The sequence below is a fragment of the Pseudomonas sp. GCM10022186 genome (assembly GCF_042656385.1).
Classification (GTDB): Bacteria; Pseudomonadota; Gammaproteobacteria; order Pseudomonadales; family Pseudomonadaceae; genus Metapseudomonas.
The window spans coordinates 122,235-144,636 of sequence record NZ_JBHSOU010000064.1 but is presented as its reverse complement, the minus strand read 5'-3'; the positions used below and the strand labels follow the sequence as shown (position 1 = coordinate 144,636).

Sequence of the window (22,402 nt, the reverse complement as noted above, 5' to 3'; positions counted from 1 at the left end):
CGCTCGCGGCCAGCACGATGCCAACGTGTCAAACGCACGCTGCTATTGCACAGGTCGCATGGAAATTCCTGGCAATGCTGCTTTTTCCTTTGGTTTTCAAAGTCAGGGTCGGACTTTCCCCGGATTTCATCCTACGCACTTCATCCTGCTAGTTGGCCATTTCGATCGTCACGGGCAGAGCCGGTGACTCATGACCACGTCCTCAGGACGTGGTTTCCCAAGTTCAAATGAAATCCAATCAGCATATTGGCCTGGATGACGCCCCGCTGGAGTGCTGTCGAGCACTACCGCGGCTCCACCAGAACCGCAGGCACAAGGGAAAAGCCAAACGATGAGGAGCCCCCGGTCCTGCGTATTCAGGTAAACGGCTATTGGCGTCGCTATTTCACCTCTTCGATTTCACCGGGGCGCCAGGTCCGGTCGAACCAGGGCTCAAGCGGGCCGTAAAGCCGGAACAGCGTGTACCAGGCCTTTCCAGGTACTGTCTGGATCCAGTTCGCTTCCTTGCCTTCCGGCGCCTGCGGGCCGAAATACAGGTCGATGGAGCCGTCTGCGTTGGCGATCAGGTCATCGCGCTTGTTGTTCTTGCTGGGAAATGTCTGGCCTGTTTGCAGCTCGGACCGGGTTTGCGGGTCGTAGACCACTATGGACCAGAAATTCTTGGCGGGTGCGTTGGCGGGGATGTTCAGCCTGTAGGTTTTGCTGCCGTCCAGATAGGCACCCTTCCTGTCAGTCGCCGCATAGGCATACTGCGAGCCCGCCCCGACCATCTTCAACACCATGGCCGGGGTATTGACCGTGGCCTGGTAGAAGAACAATGTCCGCGCATCCAGATTACGGCCGCCCATGCCTTTGTCTGATAGCCACTGATAATCGCCTCCGATGAATGCATGAGTCCATGCACTACCCGGATAGAGAGGGGCGTCTTCAAAACGCGGCCGGAAGCTGATTGCCCGGGCGGTCGCGTTGCCGATGGCGACCGCCTCGGTGAGGATCTTCTGCATCCGCGCGTCCGGCGCGAAGGGTTTGCCCTTCTCGATGCCGATAGCGGCGAAAAGCCCACGGAGCTCCGGGTCAAGCATCGACACCGGCTCGCGATCGATCACGGTATGCAGCTCTTCGTAGAACTTGAAGTTGTTGGCGTGGATGGTGTTGAAGAATTTCCGCGAGGCGCTGACAAACTCCATCTTCGGAGGATTGCCCTTGCTGGACAGCGGATAGACCTTTACCCCGCTCTCGAACATCCTGGTTGCGGCATCGGGTTTGCCGTCCACCAGGAAGCCGCGCAGGATCAACCAGTTGACATAACTGGTCGACTTGGAAACGAAGTATTTCTCACCTTCGACGACAGCTTCCATGCCGCCCACTGGCGGATCCAGATCCCCCTTGTAGTCCGGTGGCAGGATCAGGTACTTACCTCCCTTGCCGCGGTCAGGGCCGGGGGCGCCCATGTCCGTTACGAAGCGGAAGTACGCGTCGTTGACGGTGCCGGGGCCTGACCCTGGCGGAATCTCGACAACGGTTGCGCCGTCCTTCTCGAGATTCAGGAACACCGACAAATAGACCGTGTCGGTGTTGCCGGTCAGCATCAGCGGAGCCGAATCCAGCAACTTGTCCATGATGAGTGCCTTGTTCGAGGCATCCACCCCCATGCTGAGGTGCCCCAGGCGCAGCCCTTCGATGGAGGTGGCGGGGATACCATTGAGGAAGGTCTCCACGCCGCGCATGAGGTCGAGGTTGTCGTACAGCGCCTCGACCGTCGCCGCGTCCGGCATTCCGTCGAAGAAACGCAATGTGCCCAGTCGGGTTTCGACAGAGTCCGGGGTCATGACCTTGTCGGGAATCCGATAGTTGTAACCCGGTGTCTTGTCCTGTGCTGCGGCAACTGATCCGCAACTCAGCATGGCCAACGCGGCCAGGCACATCCTGTATTTGGGCGTCATTGGAACTTACTCCCTTTCATTCTCTTGGCTATCTGACAGGACACGCTGAGACGACTCAGCGGCTCTACGTTATATGGGGGGCACACAATCGGTTCCAGGTACAGCTCGGTATCCTGGTCGCGCTCACTAGTGGCGGCCACTAGCAAAGCGCGACAGCATTCTGCAGAACATAAAAAGCCATGGCTCAGGTTCCACCCCCAGCAACGAGGGGGCATGACGTTGAGCAAGACGGGAAAGCAGCCAGAGCTCAGGCCTCGGGGCGCCGATGCTGTACTAGGATGAGGCCATGACATACGCGGCCGCGAGGTATCTGGGAGTGCCGAAGGTGAGACAAGGAGATTACCGCCCCCTCCGAATCAGGCTTGCGAACAACGAGTAGCCCAATGGGCCCCAATGCCAACTGCATTGGGGCATCTCACCAAGGCAGTTAATTGACGCGGACGATCTGCGGCGGAGTCCAGCTACCATCCAGGATCGAGGGGGTACCCTCCTTCGGCCAGTACATTCGCATCATTGGCAGGAAATCACCTTGAGGTGCCGGCAGCCAGTTGGCCTCCTTGTCCTTGCCGGGAGACTGGTGTTGGAAGTACAGCGTCAGCGAGCCGTCGGCGTTGTATTGCAGATCGTTGCGCGCGCTGACGGTGAACTTGTTGAGCGGGTTCGGCACGAACCACCAACCTTTGTCGATCTCATACATGGTGATGGACCAGAAGCCGTTCGCCGGGGGCGTCTGCCCCTTGGGGAAAGTCAGGGTGTACTTGTTTGCGCCATTGAGTTTCTGTCCGTCGCTGTCCACCTCGGTATAGGGATACACCGCGTCCCTCTCCACGTTTGCGGGCCAGCCGAAGGCTGCGACTACGGCACGCTTCATATAGTCAGTGCCGTATACACCAAGCCCCTTGGTGTAGGTCCAGCCGTTGACCTTGCGACCCAAGGTCGATTGACCAGCACCAATATCCTTCAGGGCGACCGCCGGCAGGTCGCTCAACTTCGCTTGCAGCGCCGAGTCCAGGTTGCCGAGCTTGAACGGCTTGCAGGGTTCGATGCCAAGCTTGGCCATGCGGACCAGGATAGCGCCGTCCGCAGCGGCGGGAGGCGCCTCTTCACACATCAGTTCGGCGAGTTTGTTGAAATAGGTCTCGGTACTCATGCCGAGAATGACTTCCTGCGGTTTGGCCGTCATGCTGAAGCCCGGATTCGGATCCACTGCTGGAGCCTTGGGTGTATACGGTTTACCCCAGGCCGACAGCGGGGTGAGCTTCAATTGCGCCTGCAAGGCATTGACGGTCGCGTAATCCTTGTCGGTGCCATTGGCGTAGGTGCGCCCCAGAATCAACATCTTGCGTGTGGCGGATTTGATCTGCTTCATACCCTCGGGCACCTTGCCCTCCCAGCCCGGCCCGGTCAGCAGATAGTTGGCCGCAGCGCCGCCCGCGGTGCGCGCCCCAGGCGAGTCGAAGATGGTCATCCACAGGTTGTACATCGGCATCAGGTAATAACGATCGCCCATGTCGGGCTGACTGAATACCTGCGGCTCGCTCAGATCCGCCCAAGCAATCGAGTAGAGCGTGTCGGCATTCGGTGCCGACACGCCGCGGTACTCCGCCGGCGGATAACGCTTGACGTTGAAGAACTGCCCCATGGGGGCATGTTCGTTGTCCACCTTGTCTACGTTGGTCATCTGCACACGGGTGACCTCGGTAGTCATCAACGAATAGCCGTAGACGTAGGCGTCCTTGGCAATCTGCAGGAGTTCGTCCTGATCGGCAGCCGATGCATGGCCGGCCAGCCCCTGGCTGATAGCGGCAGCCAGCATGGCTGTAGATGCAATTCTCATATGCATTCTCCTTGGCTATGAGACGGTTTTGCGCACAGGGACACAGCGCGGCGGTCTGGGTATCGAATCACTTACTCGCGCACAGTCCCCTGCAGGGCTAACGGAACTTCAAAACGTCGGTGGTGAGCTCATCGATAACGGGCTTGAGATCGGCAAATCCAACGGCCTGCCGGTCATTGCTCAACGTTTTCCCAAAGCCCTTGCGCACGACGCGCAGCACGGCCTTGCCAGTGCTGGTGTCGATCAGCTCCCCTTCCAGGTACAGCTCGGTATCCTGGTCGCGCTCGCCGGTGGCTGCCATGGTGCCGGCCACCACCAGAGCGATGGGGATGACCTCATAGGGCTTGAGCCCCTCGGTGTTGGCACTGACGCCGGTAATGGCCCCGCGAAATTCCAGGGTGCGAGGTCCGGTGGAGAAGCCCACCAGCTGGAACCTGCTGGAAAGCGCCTCGCCCAGGCGCGCGTTGGCGTACTTCAACAGTTCGTCGTAGGTCTGCTGCCCAATGCGATCTGTCGTTTGCGGGGTGGGATAAAAGCGCAGCGGCTGAAAGATCAGCTTGTCGTAGTTGGCCACATTGAACGCGGGATCCACCCAGCGCAGGGCCTTCTGGCCGCTGGCGGTTTCGACGGTTTTCAACCCGTCGTAGCTGGGAAGAAACCCTGAATACTGCTCCTGGCTCACCGTTTTGCTGGTGCAGCCATTCAGTAGTACTGCGGCAGCCACGAGGCTGCCTGCCATCAGGGTCCTGGTCTTCATCATGATCGTGCTCTCTCCTTGTTGGACATTAGGTTCTATGAGTCCCTGTACATGCATGCGTTGTGCATCCAACCGCGTCACGGACCACCATTCACAACACTCAGAAGCGCCAGGTAGCGCTGGCACTGAGCGCCTGGATCCAGGCATTGTCGAATTCGCCGGAAACCCGCTGGGGGTCATTAACGGGAAGCGACTTCTCCTGGCTGATCTCCATGTCCCCGAGCCAGACCATTTCATAGCTCAGGTTCATCTCGGTCTGGGCATCCAATGCATAGGTCAGGCCCGTGCCGATGCGCCAGGTTTCGGCCATCGGCACCGTGAGCGTGCGATCCTCGTCATCCACCGGTGAGCTGTCGTAGCCCACGCCGAAACTCCACATCCACCGTGGATCGAACCGGTACTGGGTGCCGACAGAGAGGTGCCAGGTATCGCGATAATTCGCCTCAAGCGTTGCCGAGCGAGGCTGATTGCTGTCCAGATCGACGCCCACCTCACCAAACCTGGACCAGTCTTGCCAATTGGCACTGGCCAGGAGTGCCCACTGCTCATCGAGCTGGTGGTAGAGGCTGAAGGTCAGGGTTTGTGGCACATGCATATCGATGCGGGTGGCGGCATCGAGCAGCCCGCGATCGCGCAGCAAACGCGTCGTCACGGGGCCGACACCCTGAAGGTCCAGGCCATCCTCGAACTCGATGTCGATCTCGCTCGTATAGCTCAGGCCCAATCGCGTCCCGGGAGCAGGGGCATAGATAACCCCCAGATTGCCGCCATAGCCCCAGTCATGATCCTGGTATTTCAACTGGCCGTCCGGGCGCTGGAGCAGTCCCAGCGGATCGTTGTTCACGGCCAACTGGCTATCCAGCGTGGCATAGAAAGCACGCAGACCGACCCCGAATGCCCACTGCTCGTTGAGGCGATAGGCCAGTGCCGGCATGAGCGACATACCGAGCAGTTCGCCGTTCTGCAGGAAGTAGCGGCCGCTCCAGTCATTCTCATAATCGAGATTGAGGCCGAAGTCACCGTAGCTGGCAAACCCGACCGACCAGCCATCGCCGATTTCCCGGGTCACGAACAAGCTTCCGCCAGGGGACCACTCCATCGCGTTGCCGCTGCCGCCCCCTGCGACGTTGGTGTTTTCGTCCAACTCGAAGTCCAGGTTGCCGTGCAGCACCTGGGCGCCAGCGGTGATCTGCGTACCGGGCAACCAAGCCATTCCAGCCACGTTGCTGGCGAGGGTGGCGGGTCCCTGGGCTCTGGCTGCGGCTCCCGCATTGGCCAGCCCCACGTTATCCGTGCCGATCTCATAGAGCATCAGGCCTCCCGCCAGCAATTGGCCGGGCAACACCATGAGGGCGGCTGAAACTGCCATGTAAAGACGTGGAGTCATCCTTTTATCCTTGTTTGCGATACGTGCAGCCATGCGGCTCTCCTGCTTCACCAACTCGATGTCACCTGGTGGCCAGGGCTTGTCGAAGTAAGCCTATAGCGGGTTGAAGAGACGCAAGACAGGTATAAAGCCGGTCAGAAATCCGGCGTTGAACAAACCGGGCTTCCTGTGAGTGAGGCTCCAGTCCGATTCGGCGTGCGCAACTGCCCCTTCTGCGCTACCCGTAGCCCCGTCACTCGTATGAACTCCCATTTTTTGAAATATGGGGACAGTGCGTACCCCACTGCCAGCGTAGTGCAACTGAGCCGTTATCGTAGCAACCGCCTGTTCCTGGGGCTGGTCAAAAGCACGTTCCGTCCTGATTCGAGGGGTGCCGTGCATATGGCAACTAGCCGCCATATTCTTTCGCCGGGGAAAAGACCCCGTCTACCATTCGAGTGCAAACTTTGCCCGAATTGTGAAAGGGTTTGCGTAACACGTGATTCGCGCCGGAGGTTGCCATCCGGTTGCAGACGACAGCGTCAGGTCGCTGGGGACACCAATGGATACTCAGATAGAAAGGAAACCACTCGATCGATTTGCGGTCATCCGGACCGACGACGTCGAAGAGATGAGAGTGGCGGCCACCCCATTTTACGGTGAGCTGTATTTTTCCGTCGCCGATGACTACAGAGACTTTCGCGCCCACGCCAACCATTGCCAGCTCAACGATATGGCAATCTCCTATGTGAGCTTTGGGAGCGCAGTGGATCAGGCCTATTACCCTGACATTTCGGCCAGCTACGCCGTACCGATTGCCATTGCCGGAACCGGCTGGGGCAAAACGCGGGGCAAGAAGGTGAGTCTTGCCGGACGACAAGGCTTGATTGCATCACCGGGTGAGCGGGCCGAGTTGCACTCCGGTCCCGACTTCGAGGAGATCGCAGTCCTACTGGACGCCTCTGTAGTAGAGCGGAAGCTCGCCTGCCTGGTCGGAGCCGAAGTCAACGGGGGGGTCATCTTCGACCCGGCCTTCGACTTCGAAAATCCGGTCGGCCGACAATGGTGGCGGCTGTTGTGCTTTCTCATCGGGGAGGCCGAGGCGTGCGAGGCCGGTATTCCGCTGACCTCGTTGAGTGAGATCGAGCAGGCGCTGATCGTCATGTTCCTCAAGGCCAGCCGCCATAGTCTCAGCCACTTGTTGAATGGCCAGCACCGCGATGTCGCACCCAGAACAGTCCGGCTTGCGGAAGAGTACATCGAGGCTCACTGGGACCAGCCCATCACGGTGGAACGCCTGGCGCAGCTTACCAGTGTCAGCGTGCGCAGCTTGTTTCATTCCTTCAAGAAGAATCGCGGTTACTCTCCTATGGGCTTCGTGAAGCAGGTGCGCCTTCGCCACGCACGCCAGATGCTACTCGGCGGCCAACCGGGGACGACCGTAGCGGCGGTCGCCTATAAGTGCGGATTCGGCAATCTTGGCAATTTCGCAATGGACTATCGCAGAGCGTTCGGTGAACTTCCGTCGAGTACGGTGAAGTCCGCATGGAGCTCGACAACCCCAACTGGGCAAGCTGCGCGCTAAGCCCCACTCTGCGTTCGAGAAGAACTGAAATCTGCGCTTGCGGAAACATCTCCGGCGGCACTCGCGCGCCGGATGCGTGCGTCCATGGTCCCCCTCGGCGTGGGGGGGTTCAAAAAACACCCGCTCTCTATCTTTGAGTCCAGTCAACAGGTGCTGGATTCGACTCCACCCGGCGCGGCGAGCCGCACCTGCTGAGCTCAGACATTGCTCGAACAGCAGGTGAAGAAGATGAAAACGACAATCGTGCTATCGGCCGTCGCCTCACTGGTCGTGATCGCCACCTTCCTCGGCGCCGCTTGGATACCGTCCCGGCAAATTGCCGCGAATGAATGCCAGGCGAACCGAATTGCCTGCTTCCCACCCGCAGTGAGTTTCGCGTCCCTTCACTGAAACCTGCATCGCTCCCCTGCCCCGTATTCCTTCAACAGCAGCAAGAACAAGAGAACACACGAAATGGCTAAGTACCCCGTCGTTGTCTACGGCGCCAGTGGCTACACCGGCATGCTGACCATGGATTGGCTGATCGACCAGAACATCCCCTTCACCGCCGTGGCGCGCAACACCGGGCGGGTGCGCGAAATGATGGCGCAACGCGTGGTACGCCTGGAGTCGGCCACCTACGAGATCATCGAGGCCGAGCACAATGTCGAATCGCTGGTCGAGGCGTTCAAGGGTGCCAAGGTCGTCTGCAACACCGTCGGCCCCTTCTCCAGATTCGGCCTGACCGCAGTGGAAGCCGCACTCAAGGCTGGCTGCCACCACCTCGACACCACGGGCGAGCAAGCCTATGTGCGGCAAGTCCGCGATCAATTCGGCGAGCTCTACCGCCAGGCCGGGCTGCTGGTCTCCCCTTCGCTTGCGTACATGAACACCTTTTCGGAAATCGCCGCCGAACTCGCGCTGGAACAGCCCGGTATCGACGCCCTGGAAACCTCGGCCCTGTGCCGTGGCCCTCGCGGTGTGGGCGCCGGGGTGACCGTGGGTTCCACTGCGTCGATATTCGAGATGTACCGCGCCGAGCCTTGCTACCTCTGGGAGAAGAAACTGGTACCGCACCCGGTCGGCGCTTCGTTCCAGATCCACTCGCCGCACTTCATGCAACCGGTATTCGCTCTGCCCTGGGGCGGCACTTCGCTGCCGATCTACCTGGAGAACGATCCGCGCGTGCGTTCCTGCGTCTCCTGCGTCGGCTTCTACGACAACGATGCGATGAAGATGGTCCATGCGCTCGGCGAAAAGTGGGAGGCCGAGTACAAGCACCTGCCAATCGAAGCCCAGGACCAGGTGCTCAAGGGCATTGTCGAGGCGACCACCCCGAGCATGCCGCCGCGTGAGCGCACCACCCTGACGCGCACCGTCGATACCGCCATCGGCCGTGGCCAGCTCTCTGCCGTGCGCGCCGAGGTGTTCGGCACCACGCCCTACATCGCCACCGGTGCGCTGCAGACCGCAGGCGTTATCAAGCTGCTCGACGGCGAGGTCGCCAGGGTCGGCTTCGCCTCCGGTTCCAAGGCCTTCGGCCACCGCTATCTGCTGGGCTTCTGCGAAGAGCGCGGCCTGGCCCGCGCCACCGTCAGCAAGCTCTGATCTCGCCGACCTGACGGCGGCGAGCCCCGCCGCTGTCTCCTGCCAAGGAATACCCCATGTCCGACGGTCATGTTCGTTGGCTGTTTCTTTCCGCCGCCTGGTTCAACCTGTTGGCCGGGCTGCCCCTACTGGTGGCCATGCGCTCTGTCGCCGGGGTTATGGGGTTGGAGATAACACCCACCTCCACACTGTTCATCCAGATCAGCATGGGAGTCGTGCTCGTGTTCGCCCTGGCCTACTGGATGATCGCCCGCGACCCGCTGCGCTACCGCCCCTACATCCCGCTGGGGATAGTGCTGAAGCTGCTCGTCGTCCTGGTCATCCACGGCCACTGGCTGGCGGGAAACCTCGACTGGCCCCTGGCCGCGCTGGCAATCGGCGACATCGTCTATGCGCTGCTGTTCTGGCGCTACTACCAGCGCACCGCCCTGCCGGCACCGCTACTGCACGGCAGGACCTGAACCCCACACGCACCACACCTGGAGCCCGGCGCCGCCCACCCTACTCTTCGTTGGGGGGGTGATGCCTGGAGGGTACGCCCAGCATGTCCGGGTAATCGCCCAGGCGGGCGACCGATTCCAACCCATCCCGAGGAACGACAAAAATGCTGTACGAAAGCATCGATACCGCCGCCATCAACGACGAAGACCTGCCCTGGGTACCGTTCGCACCCTACAGCAACGAGGTGTTCGTCAAGTACATCAAGTGCGACCCGGTTCGCGGCGAAACCATCACCCTGCTCAAGGCGCCCGCCGGCACTACCCTGCCCCGGCACCACCACTCGGGTACGGTGATCGTCTACACCATCAAGGGCGGCTGGAAGTATCTGGAACACGACTGGGTTTCCCGCGAGGGCGGCGTGGTGTTCGAAACCGCCGGCACCAGCCACACCCCCACCACGCTGCCCGAGTACGGCGACGAGATCATCACCCTGAACATCACCCAGGGCGACCTGCTGTACTTCGACGACAACGACAACCTCTTCGCCATCGAGAACTGGAAATCCGGGGTCGAACGCTACCGCGCCTTCTGCGCGGCCAACGGCATCGAAGCCAGGGATATCACCAGTTTCTCGATCTGACCGTCGTGGCGGCTGCGCCCATCGCGCAGCCCCCACACCATAGCCAAACACAACAAGAACGGACCCGCCCATGCCCCAGAAGCTGCCACTGCCCGGGCACTTCAGCCTGAAGCTGAGCCTGCTGCTAGCCAGCTCCATCAGCTCCATCGCTGGCGCCCAGGACACCTTGCCATTCCCGCCGACGCCTTCGGCCAGCGACGCCAAGCCGACGCTGCAGGATTCCCGGCACCAGAAGCGCGAGCAACAGTCGCATCTGCCGGCCGATGCGCCGAACATCCTGGTGATCATGCTCGACGATGTCGGCTTCGCCCAGGCCGATACCGTCGGCGGCGGTATCCATACGCCGACCCTGAGCCGCATCGCCGACAGCGGCGTGCGCTACAACGCCTTCCATACCTCGGCGATCAGCTCGGCCACCCGCGCCGCGCTGCTCACCGGGCGCAACCATCACCGGGTCGGCAACGGCGTGATCGCCGAACTGGCCACCGACTGGGACGGTTACACCGGTGAGATTCCCAAGAGCTCCGCGACCATGGCCGAGGTGCTCAAGCAGTATGGTTACAACACCGCCGCCTTCGGCAAATGGCACAACACACCGCCACTGCACACCACCGCCGCCGGCCCCTTCGATACCTGGCCGACCGGTTACGGCTTCGAGCATTTCTATGGCTTCCTGGCCGGCGAAACCTCTCAGTACGAACCGCGTCTGTACCGCAATACCACGCCGATCGAGCCGCCCCGTGATCCGCGCTACCACCTCAGCGAGGATCTCGCCGCACAGGCGGTGGACTGGCTGCAGGATCACCAGACCTACGCGCCGGACAAACCCTTCTTCATGTACTGGGCGCCCGGCGCCGTGCATGGCCCGCACCAGGTGAACGCCGAATGGGCGGACAGATACAAGGGCAAGTTCGACGCCGGCTGGGATGTCTATCGCGAGCAGACCTTCGTCCGCCAGAAGGCCCTCGGCTTCATTCCGGCCGACGCCAAGCTCACCCCGCGCCCCGCCGAACTGCCGGCCTGGGACAGCCTGAGCCCCGAGCAGCAGCGCTACCAGGCGCGCCTGATGGAGGTGTTCGCCGGTTTCCTCGAACACACCGACACCCAGGCCGGCAAGATCATCGACGAGCTGGAGCGCTCCGGCCAGCGCGACAACACCCTGATCTTCTACGTGCTGGGCGACAACGGCGCCTCGGCCGAAGGCATGGAAGGCACCATCAACGAACTGCTGGCGCAGAACGGCATCCCGGTGCCCAAGGAACAGCAGTTGAAGGTGCTCGACGGCATGTACGGCGGCCTCCCCGCCCTCGGCGGACCGAAGCTGGAGAACATGTACAACGCCGCCTGGGCCTGGGCCGGTTCCGGTCCCTTCCCCGGCACCAAGCTGGTGGCCGGCTACTTCGGCGGCACCCGCACGCCGCTGGCGGTGTCCTGGCCGAAGGCGATCAAGGCAGACGCGAATGTCCGCGGCCAGTTCCACCATGTCAACGACATCGCCCCGACCGTCTACGACATCCTCGCCATCACCCCGCCCAAGCAGGTCAACGGCATCGCCCAGGACCCGCTGGACGGTGTCAGCATGCGTTACAGCTTCGCCGACGCCGAGGCCAAGTCGCGCAAGCCGGCGCAGTACTTCGAAGTGCTCGGCAGCCGCGGCATCTACAAGGACGGCTGGATGGCCTCGGTATTCGGTCCGCGCAAACCCTGGGTGCAGGGCTTCTCCCAGGTGATGGGCTGGAATCCGGCAAATGACCAGTGGGCGCTCTATGACCTGCGCAAGGACTACTCGCAAGCCACCGACGTGGCTGCCAGCAACCCGCAGAAGCTGGCCGAACTGAAGGCGGAGTTCGACGCCCAGGCCAGGTCCAACAAGGTATACCCCATAGGTGCGGGGCTCTATCCCTTCCTCCATCCGAGCGAAAAGATCGCCCCCAACCAGCGGGAATGGACCTTCAGCGACCGGGTCACGCGCCTTCCGGAGTTCGCCGCCCCCAACCTGCGCAGCCAGGACAACCGGGTGCTGGTGGAAGCCGAGCTGCCGGACAAGGCCAGCGGGGTGCTCTACGCCATGGGCGGCATTGGTGGTGGCGTCAGCCTGTATCTGGACGACGGCTACCTGGTGTACGAGTACAACTCGCTGGCGATCTCCCGCACCGTGCTGCGTTCGGCAGAGCGGCTGCCGGCCGGCAAGGCCAGCATCGAAGTGCTCACCCGCATGGCTGCGCCCAAGCCAGGCGCGGCGGCCAACCTCAGTCTGCTGCTGGATGGCCGCGAAGTGGCCAAGGGCACCACCCTCTTCACCCCGCCCTTCACCTTCACCGCCAGCGAAACCTTCGACGTGGCCACGGACCTCGGATCGCCGGTGACCCTGGATTACTTCGAACGTGCGCCCTTCCCCTTCAACGGCAAGGTGAACCGGGTAAGCGTCGCCTACATGCCCTGACGCCCCATCAACCGTCCCGGCCTGGCCGGGGCGGTTACTGCTCGCCAATACCCCCGGCCATGGGGGGTGGCCTTGGCGCAGCTGCCGCTTAGTCTTTGCATCGGACCGCGGCAGATCGCCAGGCGGTCGGCACAGCGGTGACCAGCGATGCACAATCCCGAAGCCACGCCCCAGGGCCTGCACCTCATGGCCAAGCCGGTCGGGCCGATCTGCAACCTCGATTGCAGCTACTGCTTCTACCTGGAGAAGGAGCAGCAGTTCCCGCCCCGCGAGCGCTTCCGCATGGACGACAAGGTGCTGCGCGACTACGTGCAGCGCTACATCGCGGCGCAATCCGGCCCCGAAGTGGAATTCACCTGGCAGGGCGGCGAGCCGACCCTGCTCGGCCTGGAGTTCTTCCAGCGCGCGGTGGACTACCAGCGCCGCTTCGCCGGCGGCAAGGCCATCCGCAATACCCTGCAAACCAATGGCACCCTGCTCGATGACGATTGGGGCGCCTTCCTCGCCCGCGAGGGGTTCCTGGTCGGTCTCAGCCTGGATGGCCCACGGGAGGTGCATGACCTCCATCGTCCGGACAAGCGCGGCCGCTCCAGCTTCGACCAGGTGATGCGAGGTCTCCATGTGCTGCAAAGGTACGGGGTCGAATTCAACGTGCTGGTTACAGTGGCCCGCGAGGTCGCCCTCTACCCGCTGGAGGTCTATCGCTTCCTCAAGGCTGAGGGAGTGCGGCACATCCAGTTCAACCCGGTGGTGGAACGACAGCCCGCCGAAACCGAGCGTGAACGTGGCCTGCATTTCGCCACGCCGCCGGAGCTGCGCCTGCGCGCCCTGCCCGATTCCGCGCCGGTGACGGCGCAGACGGTCGAACCCGAGCGCTTTGGCGACTTTCTCATCTCCGTATTCGACGAATGGGTGCGCCAGGACGTCGGCCAGGTCCACGTGATGAACTTCGAATGGGCGCTGGCCTCCTGGTGCCAGCTGCCGCCTTCGGTCTGCCTGTTCGCCCCGCGTTGCGGCAAGGCGGCAATCGTCGAGCACGACGGCAGCCTCTACTCCTGCGATCACTACATGTATCCGGAGTACCGCCTCGGCAACATCCAGACCGACGATCCCGCCACTCTCCTCGCCTCCCCCGCGCAGCAGGCCTTCGGCGCGGCCAAGGAAGAGGCGTTGCCGGCTTATTGCCGCGACTGCGACTACCGCTTCGCCTGCCATGGCGAGTGCCCGAAGAATCGTTTCATGACCGCGCCGGACGGTGAACCCGGCCTGAACTACCTGTGCCCGGGGTACAAGAAGTACTTCCGCCACCTGACGCCCTACATGAACGCCATGGCCAAGCTGGTCAGCCACGGCCAACCAGCCTCGCTGATCATGCAGGCGATTTCGGGACCGCTGCTGGTGCCGCTGGGGACGAAAGGCTGAGAATCGCCAGGTTTGCAGTAGCTGTAGGAGTGAGCTTGCTCGCGAACGATCCGAGCGAGACCATTCGCGAGCAAGCTCGCTCCTACACAAAGCCCACGCTACGGCGCTCCCGCTAGAGCGAAGCGAAGCCCATCAAAAAAAACCGGCACGCGCTTGCGTGCCGGGCTTTTTCGCCTCCTTAGCGAACCTTGCGCAGAAGGAAGTGAGAGAGCGCCGGGATCAGCACCAGAGCGCCGACCATGTTCCAGATGAACATGAAGGTCAGCAGGATGCCCATGTCGGCCTGGAACTTGATCGGCGACCAGGCCCAGGTGACCACCCCGGCGGCCAGGGTGATACCCACCAGCGCCACCACCTTGCCGGTGAAGGCCACCGCGTTGCGGTACGCCACGCCCAGAGAAAGGCCGGCGCGCTGCTGGGCCAGTTGGACGCTGAGCAGGTACAGGGCATAGTCGACACCGATGCCCACCCCCAGCGCGATCACCGGCAACGTGGCCACCTTCACCCCCATGCCCAGCCAGACCATCAGGGCTTCGCAGAGGATCGAGGTGAGCATCAGCGGCACCACCGCCACCACCACCGCGCGCCAGCTGCGGAAGGTGATGAAGCAGAGCAGGATCACCGCGCCGTACACATAGAGCAGCATGGTGCGGTTGGCCTCGCGCACGACGATGTTGGTCGCCGCCTCGATCCCGGCGCTGCCGGCGGCGAGCATGAACTGGCGGTCCTCGGTGCTGTGCTCGCGGGCAAAGCCTTCGGCCACCTTCACCACATGGTCGAGGGTTTCGGCCTTGTGGTCGGTCAGGTAGGCCACCACCGGCATCATCGAGCAGTCGTTGTTGAACAGTTCCGGGTTGTTCACCGAAGCTTGCTGGGCGCCGTAGTTGAGGACGTTCTGGTTACGCGCGATGGTCAGCCACTTCGGGTTGCCCTCGTAGGAGCCGGCGGTGATCTGGCGCACGGCGTTCACCAGCGACACCGTGGTCTGCACACCCGGCTGCTGTTGCAGCAGCCAACCGAGGCGGTCAGCCTCCACCAGGCTTTCGTATTTCAGGCACCCCTCCGTGGGGGTCTTCAGCATCACCGCGAAGAGATCACTGGACAGCGAATAGTTGGAGGTGATGTAGGCGTTGTCGCGGTTGTAGCGCGAGTCCGGGCGCAACTCCGGCGCACCGGGGTCGAGGTCGCCGATCTTCAACTGCAGGCTGACCACGAAGCCGAGCACCGCGAGCAGGCCCGCCACCACCAGGGCGGCGGTGGCCCAACGTTGCTCGGTGAAGCGATCGAGCAAGCTCCACAGGGCACCCAGGCCCTTGCCGCGCAGCTCGTCGTTCTCGCCACGCAGGCTGCGCTCGGCGGCCTGGCGGCTGACGCCGAAGTAGGACAGCAGCACCGGCAGCAGCACCAGGTTGGTGAAGATCAGCACCGCCACACCGATGCTGGCGGTGATGGCCAGGTCCTGGATCACCGGAATGTCGATCAGCATCAGCACGGCGAAGCCCACGGCATCGGCCAGCAGCGCCGTGAGGCCGGCAAGGAACAGCCGGCGGAAGGTGTAGCGCGCGGCTACCAACTGGTGGGTGCCACGCCCGACGTCCTGCATGATGCCGTTCATTTTCTGCGCGCCGTGGGAGACGCCGATGGCGAAGACCAGGAAGGGCACGAGGATCGAGAAGGGATCGAGGTTGTAGCCCAATAGCGCCACCAGGCCCAGTTGCCAGGCCACGGCGATCACCGAGCAGAGGACCACCAGAACGGTGCTGCGCACGCAACGGGTGTAGAAGTAGATGATGATGGTGGCGATCAGGGCAGCGGCGCCGAAATACATCATCACCTGCACCAGGCCGTCGAGCAGGTCGCCAATCAGCTTGGCGAAACCGATCACGCGGATCTTGATCGGGCCCTTGCCCTCCTCCCCCGCGGCCCGCGCCTGGTCGCCGCCGAATTCGTACTTGCTGCGCAACTGCTCTTCCAGGGTGCGGGAAAACGCCTGGTAGTCGATGGCCTTGCCGGTGACCGGGTCGGTCTCCAGCAGCGGCACGAAGATCATGCTCGACTTGAAGTTGTTCCCCACCAGGCTGCCGACGATGCCCGAGCGGGCGATGTTCATGCGCAACTGCTCGACGCCTTGCGCCGAACCATCGTAGGAGTCCGGCATCACCGGGCCACCGCGAAAGCCCTCCTCGGTCACTTCGGTCCAGCGCACGGCCGGCGTCCACAGCGACTTCATCCAGGCGCGGTCCACGCCGGGGGTGACGAACAGCTCGTCGTTGACCTCCTTGAGCACCTGCAGATAGCGCGGGTCGAAGATATCGCCGCCGCTATTCTCCACCACCACCCGCACCGAGTTGCCCAGCCCCCGCAGGGACTGGCGGTTATCCAGGTAGTTCTTGATGAAAGGATGACTCTGCGGAAGCATTTTTTCGAAGCTGGCGCTGAGGGTCAGGCGCGTGGCGGCGTAGTAGCCCAGCGTCAGGGTGGCGAGCAGGCACGCCAGCACCACCAGCAGCCGGTTGTTGAAGATCAGGCGCTCCAGCAGATTGCCCGAGCGCGCATCGAAGCCCTTCAGCTCCTGGATCACCGGCATGGTGTCGAGTTCGTAGTTGCCCATGGTTGGCGGCTCTCTGAAAGTCGGGTTGGCTCATTGGAGGGGCAGCAGGCGCACGCCACGGGTCCCCGCCAGCACCAGCGAGTCGCCGCTGGCTAACGCTGCCGAAACCGGGGCGAGGGCATCCTGCGGCTGCACGGCGAAGCTGGCACCGTCGTCGGTGCTGACCAGCACATGGCCGGCCTGGCTGAGCAGGACGACCCGTCCAGCGGGATCGAGGGTGGCGGCGACGATGCTGACCGGCAGGCCGAGCTCGACCTTGTGCCAGTTGGCGCCACGGTCGAGGCTCCGATAGAGGTTGCCGCGCAGGCCGTAGACCAGGGCCATCCCCGGCTTGCCGATGACGCCGAAATAGGAGCCCTCGTAGGGCGTCACCACGGCCTTGAACCGCCCACCAGCTGCGTCCAGCTTCAGCACCAGGCCCTGCTCGCCGACGATGTAGAGGTCATCGCCCACCGCACGCAGCCCATAGAGGTTCAACGCGCCGGGGTTCTCGGTGCGCTCCATCCAGGGCGTCCAGCTGCGGCCGCCGTCATCGGTACGGAAGATCAGGTTGAAGGCGCCGACCACATAGCCGACCCGCTCGTTCTCGAACCAGACATCGAGGAAGGGTTTGTCCGCGCCCTCCTCCGTCATCCGCTGCGCTTCGGCGACCAGCGCGGCGATGGCCTCGTTCTGCGGCTCGGCCGCGGCCATGGCCTGGTAATGCGCGAGCATGCGCGGGCCGACCTGGCGGCCGTCGAACTGCCGGGTCCAGGTGGTGCCGGCGTCGGCGCTGTGCAGGACCACGCCATCGTGGCCGACCGCCCAGCCCTGGCTGGCGCTGGGAAAGTGCACCGCTACCAGGTCGGAGCTGACCGGCACCTCGGCCTGCTGCCAACGCCGCCCGGCGTCATCGGAATAAAGAATGTGCCCGCGCTGGCCAACCACCACCAGACGCTCACCCGCACTCGCCAGCCCGGTCAGCGGGCCCTGGGCGGCCAGGTCGCTGTGCAGCGCGGGGGTGTCCAGCGTATCGGCGAACTCCCCTGCCACCACCTGCCGGGTGAAAGGCAGCGCCACTGCCAGGGCCAGCGCGGCAAGCACCATCCACTTGTAGATATTCATCGACTGCATCTCAAAAAAATGCGCCACCGGGGGCGCGCCCCACGGTGACGAAAACCACGCTCAAAGGTGTCGCATCAGCGGATGCCCGTGCCGGCCAGGGATTCAGGCGACCATTGCGCCTTCGACAAGGGCTGGATGTACTTCAGGCCGCCATGGGGGCCGTAGATGCCGGTGATGTTGTAACTGCCGGAGACCAGGTCGTAGATCATGTGGTTGTCCGAGTTGGGCGCCTGCACGTCGTAGCTGAACGCCAGGTGGGCGAAGGAGCCGCGGTAGAGCTGGCCGTTGGCGTCATACTCGTCGGACGCCAGGGCGATCCAGCTGTCCTCGTCGAGGTAGAAGGTGCGCTTGCTGTAGATGTGGCGCTTGCCGGGTTTCAGCGTCGCCTCGACCACCCACACGCGGTGCAGCTCCCAGCGCACCAGGTCGGGATTGACGTGGTTCGGCGTGGTGATATCGGCCGCCTTCTCGTGGTAGTTCAGCTTGTAGGTGTTGTAGGGGACGTACATCTCCTTCTTGCCCAGCAGCTTGAAGTCGTAGCGATCCAGCGCACCGTTGAACACCCAGGCATCGTCATAGGTGGAGCTACCGGAGGAACCGGGGTTCGGCGTGTCGTAGGCGATATCCGGCGCCAGCTTCACCCGGCGCTGCCCTGGCAGGTATTGCCAGCCGCGACGGGGTTGCTTGAGCGGGTTGACCGCATCCTGCACCAGGATCGCCTCGCCGGCACGACGGGCCGGGCCGGTGTAGCTGATCTTGGTCCTGAAGAAGAGATCGCTGGCCTTCGCCGGTTCGTTGCGGCTCGGGTCGTACAGCGGGTACTCGATGAAGACGTTGCCGGTGGTCGCCAAGGTCGCGTGACCGGAGGAATCGACGTTCCAGGAGTCGTACTTGAGGCTGGTGGCATGCCCCTGGTAGCGCAGCAGGTGGTTCCACATGGCTTCATTGCCGTCGTTGGGAATCGGGAACGGCACGCCTGGCAGGGCATTCTCCAGGGCCAGGCCACCTTCGGCGATGCGGGTGCCGACGGCATTCTTCGCCGTGTTGTCGAGCAGCTTCTGCGGCAGGCCCACGGTGCGGTGGGTCGGGAAGACGTCGACACGGAAGCTGGGGAAGCGCTTGAGCAGTTCCAGGGTCGTCGCAGTCAGCTTGCTCGCTTGCTCGGCAGCGTTCTTGCCATCGATCACCAGCTTCGGCGATTCGCCGGCGAAGGGATCGGGGCGCATGGTACTGCCTTGCTGGTAGCTGGGCGGCGGAGTGCTCAGGCCACCCTGGTACTCGGGGATGCTGCCATCGGCGTTGCCCGCTTTCTCCGCGCCGACCGGCGTCAGGGTGGTGCCGAGCTTCGCGGCGACTTCCGGGGATACCGCCGCGTGGGCGACGCTGGCAAAGGCAACCGCAAGGCTGGCGGCCAGCAGTGTATTGACGAGTTTCATCGGTATTCTCCTGCGATCAGGCAGTGGTTCGATCAGAAGGTCGTTTTGAAGGTCAGGGTGACCATGCCGCGATCCTTGAGCTGCGACGGAACGCCGGCGAATGCCGTGGGCTGCCCCACCGTGCAGTTGTACATGCCGTTGGCGCCGGGGGTGGCGCCCTCACCCTGGATGCCGCCTGCGGGGGCGGTTCCGGCCGCGTCGCAGGTGTCGAAGGGCCCGAAGTTGTCCACGTACTTCAGGTCGAAGCGGTACTGGTTGCGCACATCCATGCCAACCCCGACCGAGTAGCTGCCGGCATCCTCGTTGCCGCCCAGTTGCACGGCGGAATGTCCCTTGAGGCCGACGTTGTAGTTGACCGGCAGGTACATATCGATGCCGGGGAAGACCTGGTACCAGGTCGGGTTGAAGTTGATGCCCAGGACGTAGTTGTCCTTGGTCACCTTGTCGACGCCGCGGTACCAGCTCTCGCCCTTGAACAGCTGCTCGTTCTCGGTCACGTCCAGCCAGCGGCTGTAGGCCAGTTCCACCAGGAGCGACGCGGAGTCCCAGACCGGCGTGTCGCCGAAGGTGGCCAGGCCGTTGACCACCGCGTGCAGCGTGTTGCCCCGGGCCACGGCGTTGTCGCCGTCGAAGCTGGCAATGAACCCGGGCAGCCCGGCCGCCGCACCCGCCGGACTGACAGTGGCGGGCACGCTGGCCAGCGGCATGTTCTCGCGGTAGTTCAGGTCGAAGCCGACGCTGACCCCGGCGATGCTTTTCGACAGGCTGATGCCGTAGATGTCGATGTCGTCGACGTAGAACTGGTTGTAGGTACCGATGTTGCCGGAGACCAGTTGGGCAGGCCCGACGGCAACAGGCTGCAAGGCCAGGTTCGGCAGCACATCGGAGGTATTGCGGTAGTAGACGCCCAGGGTGCCGTCGAGCCACTCCGGGCTCCACTTGGCCATCAGGCCGAAGTCGCCGCGCTTGTCCGGGGTGAAAGCGTGGCCATTGGTCAGGCGCAGGAACTGGTTGGCGCCGATCGGCCCCGGTGCGCCGAAGAACGGGTTGACGCCGCCGATCAGCGAGAGGTCGTCGCCGCCGTGCTGGATGCCGTCGTTGAAGCCTAGGTAGGTACCGGATTCCGGCAGGCGCGACGGGTCCCAATCGAGGAAGTACTGCGCGCCCACGCTGAATTCCGGCGTCACCGTCAGGTTGGCGGACAGCTGGTTGCGCGGGATGAACAGCTCCTTGGCCTCGGTGCCGGGCACCGCCAGCGCCTTGGAGATATCCAGGCCCGACTGGCCGTAACTGTTGCCGTGGGCGAAGGCGAGGATGGCTTCGCCCCAGTACTGGGTATGGCTGCCGAGCTTGGCGCTGAGCAGGGATTGCTCGCCGAATTCCACGCTACCGAAGACGAAGGCGTCGAGAATCTCGGCGGACGGGCCGTTGTAGTAACGGTCGGCATAGCCGCTGATGGTCCGCGAATCCGGACGGCCGTCATTGAGCTGGTTGGTCGCGGCGTTGGCGCTGCCGACCTTGTCATAGGCGTGGTCGTACCAGCTGTTGCTGCTGACCCGGAAGCCCATCCGCTCCTTGTAGACCACGTCCAGTTCGGTGAGCAGGTCGATGCGCTGGGACACCGCGCTGCCGGCGGAGAAGTTGCGGTTGCCGTCGTTGTTGTTGAAGGAATTGGCCAGCTTGGAGTTGGCGCTCTCCACCCGCTGCGCGTAGTTCAGCTTGAGGGTGTTGTCGAAACGCACGGCCCAGTCTTCGCTCCCGGTGTCGAACTGGAACGCGTGCACCGGCGAGAGTCCGAGCCCCGCCGTGATCGCGGTCGCCAGCAGGCCCCGGTGCAGATTCGTGTGACAGATCTTATTGTTGTTGTTCATCTAGCTTGCTCACCTTCTCTGTTGTTTCACCAAACGACATTCACGCGTCCCATACCCGCTCAGCCCGATGTGCGTTGCAGGACGGTTACCGATACCGATCGGCCCAATGCCGAACTGTGTTGCAGCGCGGTACGCGCGCCGGCGACCTGGCGGCCCTCGGCTTGGCCGCGCAGTTGCCAGACCAGCTCGGTGATCTGCGCCAGCCCCGTGGCGCCGGGCGCGTGGCCGCGTCCCAGCAGGCCGCCCGAGGGACAGACCGCGACCTGGCGGCCACGCGTGCTGAAGTTCTGCCGGACGAACTGGTCCAGCTCCTCCTCACGGCAAAAACCCAGGGCGGCGCTGTTGACCATGAAGTCGCCGACGCTCTGGTCATGGAGTTCCACCACCTCGATCTCGTCGGGCCCGATACCGGACTGCTCGTAGGCCTTTTGCGCCACCCGGCGGGTGGCGGCGCGCCCGAGCACGTCGAGCACGCTGGCAGACTCCAGTTCCGAGGTCGTGTCGCTGCTGCGGGCGCAGCTCAGCAGGGCCACGTCGCGACGGGCGCCGTAGCGGGCCGCGAAGCTCCGAGAACAGAGCAGCACCGCCGCAGCTCCGCAGGCCGGCGGGCAGAGGTAGCGAGCGAGCCAGCCGTCGAGGCAGGACGAGCGATTCAGCACGGCATAGGGATTGATCCCGGCCTGGCCTCGGGCATGGCTGAGCACCTGCTCGAAACTGCTTTCGGCAATCCCCATGCGGGTCAGCAGCCAGTTGGTCTGGGCGGCGAACAGCGCCGCCGGATGCTGCCGGCGGTGAAGGGATGCCAAGGGGTCGCTGCGATGGTGCAGGCTGTCCCACTCCACGCTGGGGTATTCATCCATGCCGAAGAATGCGCGGTTGGTCACGCCCACCGGCATGCATTCGTAGCCCAGGACCAGGACACATTCGGCTTCGCCGCAGAGCACCGCGTTGCGCGCCAACTGCAGGGCGCTGCTGCCCGACGCGCAGCCATCGCTGACGTTGAAGATCGGCACGCCGGTCAGGCCAACGTGGGCGAGAACCCGCTCGCCGCTTCCTGCCTTGCCCTGCACGCACGAGGTGAACACCTGGTCGACCAGGTCGTAGTCGATGCGGGCATCTTCGAGCGCCGCGCGAATCGCCCGGCCTGCCAGCGCAGCGGCGCTGTCGCGAGTGCCGAGCGGAACGAACGGCGTCATCCCCACCCCTGCGACCAGCACGCTATCTGCCATGACCCTACCCCTCGATTACCCGCATTCAGCGGAAGGTCGTTCGCCGACCCGATGCATGAGGCACCCCGCCCGCCTTTGGGGAGCAGTGCCTCGACTTGCGAGTCAGACTATGGGTAGTTCCCCCTGTCGC

At 63.4% G+C, this 22,402-nt stretch carries 16 protein-coding genes; 7 read left to right on the top strand and 9 right to left on the bottom strand.

The genetic code is table 11. The features are described 5' to 3' along the window. Window positions 1-380: 380 nt before the first annotated feature. The 4 genes from ACFPU0_RS22985 to ACFPU0_RS22970 all read right to left on the bottom strand — a co-directional run bounded on the left by ACFPU0_RS22985 (window position 381) and on the right by ACFPU0_RS22970 (window position 5,906). Window positions 381-1,943 (bottom strand): DUF1254 domain-containing protein, encoded by a 1,563-nt coding sequence (locus tag ACFPU0_RS22985; RefSeq protein WP_377695603.1) that lies wholly within the window; start codon window positions 1,941-1,943, stop codon window positions 381-383. Between the two features lie 427 nt (window positions 1,944-2,370). Beyond that, on the bottom strand, window positions 2,371-3,780 hold the full coding sequence (locus ACFPU0_RS22980) for a DUF1254 domain-containing protein (RefSeq protein ID WP_377695601.1): 1,410 nt from the start codon (window positions 3,778-3,780) through the stop codon (window positions 2,371-2,373). A 97-nt stretch (window positions 3,781-3,877) separates the two neighbouring features. Next, window positions 3,878-4,540, bottom strand: a complete 663-nt coding sequence (locus ACFPU0_RS22975; protein WP_377695600.1) for a DUF3313 domain-containing protein — start codon at window positions 4,538-4,540, stop codon at window positions 3,878-3,880. A 97-nt stretch (window positions 4,541-4,637) separates the two neighbouring features. Further along, window positions 4,638-5,906 carry an OmpP1/FadL family transporter gene (locus tag ACFPU0_RS22970; RefSeq protein ID WP_377695649.1) on the bottom strand — a complete coding sequence of 423 codons (1,269 nt, stop codon included), beginning with the start codon at window positions 5,904-5,906 and terminating at the stop codon, window positions 4,638-4,640. A gap of 559 nt (window positions 5,907-6,465) precedes the next feature. On the opposite strand from ACFPU0_RS22970, the gene ACFPU0_RS22965 reads away from it, so the two are divergent. From ACFPU0_RS22965 to ACFPU0_RS22935, 7 genes are all read left to right on the top strand, one after another. Further along, a complete protein-coding gene (locus tag ACFPU0_RS22965; RefSeq protein WP_377695599.1) occupies window positions 6,466-7,488 on the top strand; it encodes a helix-turn-helix transcriptional regulator in 1,023 nt (340 codons plus the stop codon). Window positions 7,489-7,716: 228 nt separating this feature from the next. Beyond that, the gene (locus tag ACFPU0_RS22960; protein ID WP_169720226.1) at window positions 7,717-7,878 is read left to right on the top strand and encodes a hypothetical protein; all 162 of its coding nucleotides are present in this window, start codon (window positions 7,717-7,719) and stop codon (window positions 7,876-7,878) included. Between the two features lie 63 nt (window positions 7,879-7,941). Beyond that, window positions 7,942-9,075, top strand: coding sequence for a saccharopine dehydrogenase family protein (locus ACFPU0_RS22955; protein ID WP_377695598.1), 1,134 nt, complete (start codon window positions 7,942-7,944; stop codon window positions 9,073-9,075). A 56-nt stretch (window positions 9,076-9,131) separates the two neighbouring features. Beyond that, entirely contained in the window at window positions 9,132-9,536 is a 405-nt protein-coding gene (locus ACFPU0_RS22950) for a hypothetical protein (RefSeq protein ID WP_377695597.1), read from the top strand. Window positions 9,537-9,679: 143 nt separating this feature from the next. Next, window positions 9,680-10,156 carry a 2,4'-dihydroxyacetophenone dioxygenase family protein gene (locus tag ACFPU0_RS22945; RefSeq protein WP_377695596.1) on the top strand — a complete coding sequence of 159 codons (477 nt, stop codon included), beginning with the start codon at window positions 9,680-9,682 and terminating at the stop codon, window positions 10,154-10,156. A 70-nt stretch (window positions 10,157-10,226) separates the two neighbouring features. Beyond that, on the top strand, window positions 10,227-12,599 hold the full coding sequence (locus tag ACFPU0_RS22940) for an arylsulfatase (protein WP_377695595.1): 2,373 nt from the start codon (window positions 10,227-10,229) through the stop codon (window positions 12,597-12,599). Between the two features lie 147 nt (window positions 12,600-12,746). Continuing rightward, a complete protein-coding gene (locus ACFPU0_RS22935) occupies window positions 12,747-14,021 on the top strand; it encodes an anaerobic sulfatase maturase (RefSeq protein WP_377695594.1) in 1,275 nt (424 codons plus the stop codon). Between the two features lie 178 nt (window positions 14,022-14,199). Here ACFPU0_RS22935 and ACFPU0_RS22930 read toward each other — a convergent pair whose 3' ends face one another. From ACFPU0_RS22930 to ACFPU0_RS22910, 5 genes are all read right to left on the bottom strand, one after another. Further along, window positions 14,200-16,632 (bottom strand): efflux RND transporter permease subunit, encoded by a 2,433-nt coding sequence (locus ACFPU0_RS22930; protein ID WP_377695593.1) that lies wholly within the window; start codon window positions 16,630-16,632, stop codon window positions 14,200-14,202. Window positions 16,633-16,662: 30 nt separating this feature from the next. Continuing rightward, a complete protein-coding gene (locus tag ACFPU0_RS22925; protein ID WP_377695592.1) occupies window positions 16,663-17,736 on the bottom strand; it encodes a WD40/YVTN/BNR-like repeat-containing protein in 1,074 nt (357 codons plus the stop codon). Window positions 17,737-17,810: 74 nt separating this feature from the next. After that, the gene (locus ACFPU0_RS22920; protein WP_377695591.1) at window positions 17,811-19,172 is read right to left on the bottom strand and encodes a DUF1329 domain-containing protein; all 1,362 of its coding nucleotides are present in this window, start codon (window positions 19,170-19,172) and stop codon (window positions 17,811-17,813) included. A gap of 32 nt (window positions 19,173-19,204) precedes the next feature. Next, window positions 19,205-21,043: a DUF1302 domain-containing protein gene (locus ACFPU0_RS22915; RefSeq protein ID WP_377695590.1), complete on the bottom strand. Its 1,839-nt coding sequence runs from the start codon at window positions 21,041-21,043 to the stop codon at window positions 19,205-19,207. Between the two features lie 59 nt (window positions 21,044-21,102). Then, complete coding sequence (locus tag ACFPU0_RS22910; protein WP_377695589.1) at window positions 21,103-22,272, bottom strand: thiolase C-terminal domain-containing protein; 1,170 nt, start codon at window positions 22,270-22,272, stop codon at window positions 21,103-21,105. Between the last annotated feature and the right edge of the window lie 130 nt (window positions 22,273-22,402).

What these genes read in the sequence shown, in the direction of transcription:
- ACFPU0_RS22985 (WP_377695603.1), bottom strand. Translation starts at nt 1,943, where the DNA reads ATGACGCCCAAATACAGGATGTGCCTGGCCGCGTTGGCCATGCTGAGT.
- ACFPU0_RS22980 (WP_377695601.1), bottom strand. Translation starts at nt 3,780, where the DNA reads ATGAGAATTGCATCTACAGCCATGCTGGCTGCCGCTATCAGCCAGGGG.
- ACFPU0_RS22975 (WP_377695600.1), bottom strand. Translation starts at nt 4,540, where the DNA reads ATGATGAAGACCAGGACCCTGATGGCAGGCAGCCTCGTGGCTGCCGCA.
- ACFPU0_RS22970 (WP_377695649.1), bottom strand. Translation starts at nt 5,906, where the DNA reads ATGGCAGTTTCAGCCGCCCTCATGGTGTTGCCCGGCCAATTGCTGGCG.
- ACFPU0_RS22965 (WP_377695599.1), top strand. Translation starts at nt 6,466, where the DNA reads ATGGATACTCAGATAGAAAGGAAACCACTCGATCGATTTGCGGTCATC.
- ACFPU0_RS22960 (WP_169720226.1), top strand. Translation starts at nt 7,717, where the DNA reads ATGAAAACGACAATCGTGCTATCGGCCGTCGCCTCACTGGTCGTGATC.
- ACFPU0_RS22955 (WP_377695598.1), top strand. Translation starts at nt 7,942, where the DNA reads ATGGCTAAGTACCCCGTCGTTGTCTACGGCGCCAGTGGCTACACCGGC.
- ACFPU0_RS22950 (WP_377695597.1), top strand. Translation starts at nt 9,132, where the DNA reads ATGTCCGACGGTCATGTTCGTTGGCTGTTTCTTTCCGCCGCCTGGTTC.
- ACFPU0_RS22945 (WP_377695596.1), top strand. Translation starts at nt 9,680, where the DNA reads ATGCTGTACGAAAGCATCGATACCGCCGCCATCAACGACGAAGACCTG.
- ACFPU0_RS22940 (WP_377695595.1), top strand. Translation starts at nt 10,227, where the DNA reads ATGCCCCAGAAGCTGCCACTGCCCGGGCACTTCAGCCTGAAGCTGAGC.
- ACFPU0_RS22935 (WP_377695594.1), top strand. Translation starts at nt 12,747, where the DNA reads ATGCACAATCCCGAAGCCACGCCCCAGGGCCTGCACCTCATGGCCAAG.
- ACFPU0_RS22930 (WP_377695593.1), bottom strand. Translation starts at nt 16,632, where the DNA reads ATGGGCAACTACGAACTCGACACCATGCCGGTGATCCAGGAGCTGAAG.
- ACFPU0_RS22925 (WP_377695592.1), bottom strand. Translation starts at nt 17,736, where the DNA reads ATGAATATCTACAAGTGGATGGTGCTTGCCGCGCTGGCCCTGGCAGTG.
- ACFPU0_RS22920 (WP_377695591.1), bottom strand. Translation starts at nt 19,172, where the DNA reads ATGAAACTCGTCAATACACTGCTGGCCGCCAGCCTTGCGGTTGCCTTT.
- ACFPU0_RS22915 (WP_377695590.1), bottom strand. Translation starts at nt 21,043, where the DNA reads ATGAACAACAACAATAAGATCTGTCACACGAATCTGCACCGGGGCCTG.
- ACFPU0_RS22910 (WP_377695589.1), bottom strand. Translation starts at nt 22,272, where the DNA reads ATGGCAGATAGCGTGCTGGTCGCAGGGGTGGGGATGACGCCGTTCGTT.